Genomic DNA, 8,972 nt, shown 5'->3' on the forward strand with positions numbered 1-8,972 from the left:
AATATGAAAGATGATGCCGAGTCTGGTAATAGTCAAGCTTGGATGAACTGGTTGGCAACAGAAAAAAATATTAAACAAAACTTACAACGTCAAGCATATACTTCTTTAGTAAAAGCTGGGCTAGGTGCTTCTTTAAAAGAAGGTGAAAGAGATTATTTGTTTAATAATACTAAAATGGATGCAGAATTTGTTTATGTGCCTTATAGTACAATAGCAGATAGTTTGGCATATGTTTCAAAACAAGAGATTCAAAAGTATTTAAAGGATAATGCTAAAAGATATAAGACTGAAGCGGCAAGAACTATTAAATATGTAAAATTTGATATTTTACCTTCGGAAGCTGATGATGCTGAAGCGAAAAAACTTGTAGAAAGTTATATTGAAGATAGAGAAGAATATAGCAATGCAGCTAAAGCTACTGTAAAAATTGCAGGTTTAAAAAACACTACTAAATATGAGAGTTTTTTAAATGACAATAGATCTGATTTAGCGATTGATAATGGCTATAAATATAAGAATCAAATTTTAGCAGAAATTTCTGATGAAGTGTTTAATGCTGAGGTAGGAACTGTTGTGGGTCCATACAAACAAAATGGCTATTATAAAATTTCTAAAGTTGTTGAAACGGTTCAAATGCCAGATTCAGTAAAATCTAGTCATATTATTATTCCTTATGCTGGAACTACAAGATCAACGTCGTTAAAAACTAAAGAACAAGCCAAAAAAACTGCAGATAGCGTTTTTGCATTGGTGAAAAACAATAAATCTAAATTTACGGAAATAGCTGATGAAATCAATTCAGATGGTACTAAAGGTAAAGGTGGTGATATTGGATGGGTTAGAAAAGACCAAGCGTTTTCTCCATCATTTGATGTAGATTTTGCAAATTTTATTTATAAAAATAAAGTTGGTAGTATAGATGTGGTTGAAACTGCTTTTGGTTTCCACATTATTAGAATTGATGATCAAACTAAAGCAGAAGAAGCGGTTAAATTGGTAACTTTTGCACGTTTAGTTGAAGCATCAGAAGAAACTGAAAATAGAATTTTTGAAGAAGCAGAAACATTAAACGCAAATCTTTCAGAAGGAAAAGATATAGATGAAATTGCTACCGAAAAAAATTATAACGTTCAAACGGCACTTAACTTAAAAGTATTGGATGAAGCAATTCCTGGTTTGGGAGCTCAAAGACAAATGGTAACTTGGGCTTTTGATAATGAAAGAGAATTAGGTAATTCTAAGAGATTTGATATTGATATAAATGGAAAAAGAGGATATTCAGTGGCTGTATTAACTGGAAAAGTTGAAAAAGACGGTGTTGCAGTAAGTTCAGAATTATTAGGTAGTATTCGTCCGGAATTGGTTGATAAGAAAAAAGCTGAAATGATTAAAAAGAAGATGTCAGGCGCTACACTTGCAGAAATTGCAACTAATAGTGGTGTAACAGTGCGTAAGGCATCTGCAGTAAATTTAGCAAGTCCTTTAATTTCAGGTGTAGGTAACGAGCCAGGTGTCGTTGGAGCAATGTCAACAATTAAGCTAAATGAAGTGTCGGATTTTGTGAGTGGAGAGAAAGGTGTATTTGTTTTTAAAGTAACAAAACGTGATGCTCCAGTTGATTTAGAAAACTATGATACTTTCCGTAAAAAACTGGTTACACAATTACAAGCAAGAGGAAATCAAATATTTAATGTTTTAGAGGAAACGGCTGATATTAAAGATAATAGAGGTAAATTCTTTTAGAGATTCTCAGATTATATAATTTATAAAAATCGTCTAAAATTAATTTTAGACGATTTTTTTATGCTTAATATTAGGCGATTTTTTTTGAATAGGTTAAAATTATATACATTATTTTTAATGTAGATCCTACACGTATCCAATTACACATTGTTGCTAATCAGAAGTTTAAAAAAGACTGTCATAGCAAACGGAATGCAATATAGTAAAGGAATCTATAGCTTTAAAACTAAAAGTTTAATTTTAGGTCCTATTCATGAGATTGCGTCAGTTGTACCTCTTAGAGTAGGATTGATGAAATCATTATTGCAATTTAGTGAATCAATCTGTGACTTTGAAACTACAAATATAAAAGCAGCTACTATTAATGAGATTGCTGCAGTCGTGTTTTCCTCTTCGTTTCAAACGCTTCCTTGTAAAGACGTATTAATTATGTTATGATTTTTGTTTATATAGAAAAGCTCACATTTTTGTATAAAAAAAGGCCACTTTAAAAAATTAAAACAGCCTCTTTTTGTATTGAATTATTTACTAATTACCCATTCATAGAAATTAAAAATTCCTCATTAGAAGTGGTAAATTGAATTTTATCTTTAATAAATTCCATTGCTTCAACAGGATTCATATCAGCTAAATATTTTCTAAGAACCCACATACGTTTAACCGTTTTAGGATCTAATAATAAATCGTCTCTACGTGTACTAGATTTAACCAAGTCAATTGCCGGGTAAATTCTACGGTTTGCAATATTTCTTTCTAATTGAAGTTCCATATTACCAGTACCTTTAAATTCTTCAAAAATAACTTCATCCATTTTAGAACCAGTTTCTGTTAAAGCAGTTGCTATAATAGAAAGAGAACCTCCGTTTTCAATATTACGTGCAGCTCCAAAGAAACGTTTTGGTTTGTGTAATGCATTGGCATCAATACCACCAGATAATATTTTTCCAGATGCTGGTGCAACAGTATTATAAGCTCTGGCTAAACGTGTAATTGAATCTAATAAAATAACAACATCGTGTCCACATTCTACCAATCTTTTTGCTTTCTCTAAAACAATATTAGCAACTTTAACGTGCTTATCAGCTGGTTCGTCAAAAGTAGACGCAACAACTTCTCCACGTACACTGCGTTGCATATCTGTAACTTCTTCCGGACGTTCATCAATTAATAAAATTATTTGATATACTTCTGGATGGTTAGATGCAATTGAATTAGCAATATCTTTAAGTAACATTGTTTTCCCCGTTTTTGGCTGAGAAACAATCATACCTCTTTGTCCTTTTCCAATTGGACAAAACAAATCCATAATTCTTGTTGATAAAGTACTTCCTTTACCTGCTAAATTAAATTTTTCTTGTGGAAATAATGGTGTTAAATGTTCAAAGGAAACTCTATCTCTTACAACATTAGGATTTAAACCATTAATTTTTGAAACTCTAATTAAAGGGAAATATTTTTCACCTTCTTTTGGAGGTCTAACCACTCCTTTAACGGTATCTCCAGTTTTTAAACCAAATAATTTTATTTGAGATTGTGATAAGTAAATATCATCTGGAGAAGATAAATAATTATAATCTGAAGAACGTAAGAAACCATAACCATCTGGCATCATTTCTAAAACACCTTCGCTTTCAATAATCCCATCAAATTCATAATCAGGATCTCTATAACGGTTTCCGCTTTTGCGTTGCCCTTTATTAGTATTTGATTGTTGTTTATTTTGATTTGGGTTTTGTGGTTGCTTCGGCTTGTTTGGCTGATTAGCTTGAGGTTGTTTTTGCGCAGCAGGCTTAGCTTGTGGCTTGTTTTTTTGCGTATTTGGTTTGTCAGTTATTTCGGCAACTGCAACTTCCTGTTTTGCAACTGACTCCGTTTTTTGTTTCGGATGAGCTTTAACTAACTTTCTAGGTTTCGGTTTAGGCTGAACAACTTTTGCAGCAACTTCTTTTACTATTTCTTCTTTTGCTACTTCTTTAGTTTCAATTTCTTTTTTTGGTGCTTCAGAAATAAAAGGTTTGTTTACTTTTGGCTGAACAGCTTTTTTTACGATTCTTCTTCGTTTTGGTTTGTTATCACTAGTTGTAGACTCTTTTTTAGTGATTTTTGAAGGGTTTGAAGCTTGTATGTCTAATATTAAATAAACTAAATCTAATTTTTTTAATTGACTGTATTTTTTTGCTCCAATAGTTTTTGCTATCTCTTGTAATTCAACAAGAGTTTTCTCCTTTAGTTGGGAAATTTCAAACATTTGTTAATTTGTAATTAGTGTTAATATGTGTATATTAAAAATTGTGTTTTTTAAAACTGTATTATTGTGAATTATACTAAGTGGTGATTGGTTTGTTTTAGTTGTAGTTGAATTGCTGTGCTAATAGCAACTGATTGCAAATATATAAAAATATTTCACATAGTATAGTTTTAATCTTTAAAAATAAAACGTATTTTTGTGCTCCATTATTATAATTATGATTCAAAGAATACAAACTATTTATTTATTGTTAGCAACCTTATTGTCTGGGGGAAGTATTTTCCTTTTCAATTTATGGACTACTAATGAGGAAATTAAATTTTTTGTAATGGATTCTTTCAGTTCAAATAATACATTATTAGTTGTAATGGCAGTATTATTTTTTCTATCTGCTGCATTAACATTTGTTGCCGTTTTTCAATTTAAAAAACGTCAGTTACAATTTGTTTTAGGCAGATTAGCAATTTTGACCAATTTTATTTTATTAGGTATTCTCGTATATTTTTCACAAAGCTTATCTGGAGAAATTATTGTTTCTGAGAAGGGTATTGGGTTGCTGATTCCAATTTTAACAATAGTATTAGTTGTAATGGCTAATAAAGCAATTAAAAAGGATGAAGAACTTGTAAAATCTGTTGACAGATTGCGTTAAACCTAACATCTTAGTATATTTAGTGCAAGGAAAACCATTTTAATTTTTATTAAAATGGTTTTTTGCTTCTAACGGTTTCTGGTGATGCAAAAATATCACTATATTTAAGTATAGTTTTAAAGTTTTATAAATAATATATTTGAAAAGGGAAAATTATGAGAAAGATCAAAGTTCATATTGCAGACGATCATCAATTATTAATAGATGGTATTGAAGCAGTTTTATCCTCAGAAGAAAATATTGAAGTTGTTGGGAGTTCTCTCAATGGCGAAGATGTTTTAAATTGGTTTGCTTCGAATGAAGCTGATATCTTAATTTTAGATATCAATATGCCGAAAATTGATGGGATTGCTGTGTTGCAAAGTTTTTTGAAAAACGGTATTCAACAAAAAGTTATTGTGCTATCAAGCTATGATGATACGAAACTTATTAAAGAAGTGTTGAAAATTGGAGCAAGTGGGTTTTTAGCTAAAAAATGTGCTGGTGAACATATTGTAGAAGCCATAAATGACGTTTATTGCGACAAACAATATTTTAGTGAAAGTATAAAAGATAAATTATTATCAACCTTCACTAACAATCTTTCGAGTATTGACGAAATACCTAAAGGAAGTTCATTTTTTAGTTCATTAACTCCAAGGGAAACAGATGTTCTTAAATTAATTTGCAAGCAATTTAATTCAAAAGAAATTAGTATAGCACTTCATATTAGTACTAATACTGTTGAAACCCATCGAAAAAACTTAATTAATAAATTAAAAGTAAAAAATGTTGTTGGTTTGGCAATCTATGCCATGAAAAATAATATTGTTTAACTATTTTAATGTTATTTCATAAATTCTTTATGATTCAAAACAAGAAAAAAGTTTGCAATTAATGCAATAGTAAATAACCACCTACTTGAGGCAGAAAAGCAGTTGGAGACCTTAAAAATAATATACCCACATGAAATTTATAAAATTCACAATTGCTTTAATTACGTTTTTTACATTAGTAAATGTTACTATTTTTGCCCAGAATTTATATGCTATAGATTTAAAAAAAATTGAAAATAAATTATTAGATTCTGATGATGAAGCTTTAAAAGCGATAAAAACGTTGTTAGAAAGTGGAAATTCTGAAGAAGCATTAGAAAAATTATACTTTTTTATAGAAACAGCAAAGAGAAACAATCAACAACAATTAATAATAGATGGAAACTTATTGTTGGCAGACATTTTTCGTGAACATGGAGATTATAAAAAATCGACTGAAACCTTTAATAATATAATTCCTTTAGTTTTAAATGATGCTAAAAGTTTACAATATATTTATTTTAAAAAAGGTGGAAATTTTCAATTAGATAATCAAATAGATTCTGCCAAAGTTAATTATGAAAAAGCTATAATTGTTGGTGAAAGTGTTGAAAAAAGTGATGATTTAAAAGCCAAAATTTTCGCTAACTTATCGGGTATATTTTATTTACAAGCAAATTACGAAAAAGCAATTGAAAATTATAAAATTGCTGCTAATTACCAACAAATTTTAGGAAATAAAAATATTGAAGCGGGGATTTTAAATAATCTTGGAGGTGTTTATTACATGCAAGAAAAATATAAAGAAGCTCTTAATGTTTTTCAGAAAGCGTTTGATTTAGTTGGGTATGGAGAAGAAGATATTCAAAAACAAACAAGAAGATCTTCCTACATAAATATGGCTTATGCTTATGGTGGTTTAAATAATTACAAAAAAGCTTTTGAGTATCAGGATAAATTTTTCTCGTTAAACGATTCTTTGCAACAGGAACTAAAATATAAAGAAATAGCTGTAATACAATCTAAATATAGTTTAGCAACTAAAGAAAAAGAAACAGAAATAGAGAAATCAAAAAGAAAAGATGCCGAAGTTTTAACTTACGGATTGGGCTTTGCAATTTTGGTGCTTTTATCTGGAATCTATACCTTGTATAAAGTGTATAAATTGAACAAAAAAAATTACGCGTTGCAAATTAGCCAAGAGCAATTACTAAATCAAAATAAAATTGACACGATAAAAAGTGATTTACAAGCTAAAATTTTAGCAGCTACTTTAGATGGCAGATTAGAAGAACGGAAAAATATAGCAAGTGTATTACACGATAATGTAAGCGCATTGCTTTCAGCAATAAATTTACATTTATATGCAAGTAAAAAGAAAATAAAAGAAGTTATTCCTGTTGAAATTGAAAAAGCTCAAAGTATTTTAGAAGAAGCTTCAGAACAAATTAGAGATTTGTCACACAATTTAATCTCTGCCGTACTTTTAAAATTTGGTTTGGGTTTTGCCGTTCAAGATTTATGTGAAAAATTATCAAATTCTAAAATAACTTTTACAAGCAATGCGAAAAATATTGAACGTTTTAATCAAAATTTTGAAATAAAAATGTTTAATATTATTAACGAACTTCTAAATAATATTTTAAAGCATAGTGAAGCAAAAAAAGGAACCATTAAATTAGAACAACTAAACGGAAATTTACAAATTATTGTTTTTGATAACGGAATAGGGTTTGATATAAATCAAATTGAACTAAAAAACGGAATTGGATTAAGTCAAATTAAAGCTAGAATAAAAGTGTTAGATGGTTTGTTAAATATAAAATCAAGCAACGAGGGAACACGTGTATTTATTTCTATTCCAATAATTTACTAACGCTTCTCCAATTCAATAATTTCTAAATTAGTAATATTTCCGTTATCAATTTGAAAACGAAGCATTGTTCTTATGTTATGAAACCCATGTTTTCCTGCAGCACCAGGGTTTAAATGTAACAGGTTTAATTGTTTATCATAAATTACTTTTAAAATATGAGAATGACCACTAATAAATATTTTAGGTGGATTTTTAGTTATTGCTGCTTTAATTCTGTAATCATATCTTTTTGGATAGCCACCAATATGTGTCATCCAAACAGAAACACCTTCTAATTCAAATTTATTATCTAAAGGAAATTCAGTTCTAATTGTGGAATTATCAATATTGCCAAAAACGGCTCTTACTGGTTTTATTTTTGAAATAGTGTCAGTAACTTCTATGTCTCCAATATCGCCAGCGTGCCAAACTTCATCTGCCTGTTTTACATACTTCAATATGTTATTATCAATATAGCTATGCGTATCGGAAAGAAGTAGTATTTTTTTCATGTGTCTATAATATTTTTTTTAAAGGCCATACTTCGACTGCGCTCAGCACTGGCATACTGTCTGTCTGCTAGAGAGAAAGGTACGCAATCAGTCATTTTAGTAGATGATAAACTTTTTAGCACCCTAGCTTCATGAATTGTAAAAACTTAAACTGGTAAATATCTCTTATATTTGTACCCGCACAAAATTAGCATTTCAATTGAGATATTTTATAGAAATAGCATATAAAGGTACAAATTATCATGGTTGGCAATTTCAGCCCAATGCAATTACGGTTCAAGAACTGATAAATAAAGCATTCTCGTTAATTTTTAAACAGACTTTAGATGTCACAGGAGCAGGAAGAACTGATGCTGGAGTGCACGCAGAGCAGTTATATGCACATTTAGATTTAGAGGAAGATTTTAATATTGATGAAGTTATCTACAAACTGAATTCTTTATTACCAAAAGATATAGCAATTTTAAGTATTTTAAAAGTTACTGATGAAGCGCATGCGCGTTTTAATGCTGTAAGTAGAAGCTATCAGTATCGTATTTATTTTGGTAAAAATCCTTTTTTAACGGATGCTTCTTGGCAAATTATTAATAAAAAGTTAAATGTAGATTTAATGAATGAAGCGGCTAAAATTTTGCTAACTTACACCAACTTTAAGTGTTTTTCCAGATCAAATACCGATGTAAGAACTTATAATTGTGATGTTACAAAAGCTGTTTGGGTGCATGAAAATAAATCGTTAATTTTTTATATAACAGCAGATCGATTTTTAAGAAATATGGTCAGAGCCATTGTTGGTACTCTAATTGAAGTTGGGACAGGAAAAACAACATTAGAAGAATTTAAAAGAATAATTGAAAGTAAGGATAGAAAAAATGCAGGTCCTTCCGCACCAGCACAAGGATTATTTTTAACTGAAGTAAACTATCCGAAAAATATATTTATAAATGAGTGAAAAAGTTACAGGCAAAGCTTTTGATTTAAACATCTTTGGCAGATTAATGTCTTTTGCAAAAATATACCGTTGGGAGTTTTTTATAAGCACTTTAGCGGCAATATTACTTTCGTTGGTTTCTGTAGCGAAACCTATTTTGTTACAAGAAATTGTGAATACCTATTTTGAAAACAAAGATAAAGAGGGAATTTTATTTTTCTCATTGCTAATGGTTGC

General features: G+C 29.6%; 7 protein-coding genes and 1 pseudogene. 6 read left to right on the forward strand and 2 right to left on the reverse strand.

The genetic code is table 11. The annotated features are described in order from the left end of the window. Positions 1–1,743: peptidylprolyl isomerase (locus tag AB1Z17_RS09545; protein WP_368051575.1), on the forward strand; the 1,743-nt coding region annotated here is incomplete at its 5' end. 532 nt (positions 1,744–2,275) lie between these two features. Here AB1Z17_RS09545 and rho read toward each other — a convergent pair. Then, a complete protein-coding gene (rho, locus tag AB1Z17_RS09550) occupies positions 2,276–3,991 on the reverse strand; it encodes a transcription termination factor Rho (RefSeq protein ID WP_368051576.1) in 1,716 nt (571 codons plus the stop codon). A 217-nt stretch (positions 3,992–4,208) separates the two neighbouring features. Between rho and AB1Z17_RS09555 the strand changes: the two genes are divergently transcribed. From AB1Z17_RS09555 to AB1Z17_RS09565, 3 genes are all read left to right on the forward strand, one after another. Then, the gene (locus AB1Z17_RS09555; protein ID WP_368051577.1) at positions 4,209–4,643 is read left to right on the forward strand and encodes a DUF4293 domain-containing protein; all 435 of its coding nucleotides are present in this window, start codon (positions 4,209–4,211) and stop codon (positions 4,641–4,643) included. A gap of 155 nt (positions 4,644–4,798) precedes the next feature. Then, the gene (locus AB1Z17_RS09560; protein ID WP_368051578.1) at positions 4,799–5,458 is read left to right on the forward strand and encodes a response regulator; all 660 of its coding nucleotides are present in this window, start codon (positions 4,799–4,801) and stop codon (positions 5,456–5,458) included. A gap of 130 nt (positions 5,459–5,588) precedes the next feature. Beyond that, complete coding sequence (locus AB1Z17_RS09565; RefSeq protein WP_368051579.1) at positions 5,589–7,313, forward strand: tetratricopeptide repeat protein; 1,725 nt, start codon at positions 5,589–5,591, stop codon at positions 7,311–7,313. Here the strand turns inward: AB1Z17_RS09565 and AB1Z17_RS09570 are convergent. Then, on the reverse strand, positions 7,310–7,804 hold the full coding sequence (locus tag AB1Z17_RS09570; protein WP_368051580.1) for a metallophosphoesterase: 495 nt from the start codon (positions 7,802–7,804) through the stop codon (positions 7,310–7,312). The two genes, AB1Z17_RS09565 and AB1Z17_RS09570, sit on opposite strands and share 4 nt — an antisense overlap. A gap of 199 nt (positions 7,805–8,003) precedes the next feature. Here AB1Z17_RS09570 and truA point away from each other — a divergent pair, with 199 nt between their 5' ends. Next, a complete protein-coding gene (gene truA, locus AB1Z17_RS09575; protein WP_368051581.1) occupies positions 8,004–8,756 on the forward strand; it encodes a tRNA pseudouridine(38-40) synthase TruA in 753 nt (250 codons plus the stop codon). Then, positions 8,749–8,972: pseudogene (locus AB1Z17_RS09580) on the forward strand (ABC transporter ATP-binding protein); the annotation flags it as partial. The gene truA and the pseudogene AB1Z17_RS09580, both read left to right, overlap by 8 nt.

It is taken from the genome of Lutibacter sp. (genome assembly GCF_040883305.1).
Taxonomy (GTDB): Bacteria; Bacteroidota; Bacteroidia; order Flavobacteriales; family Flavobacteriaceae; genus Lutibacter.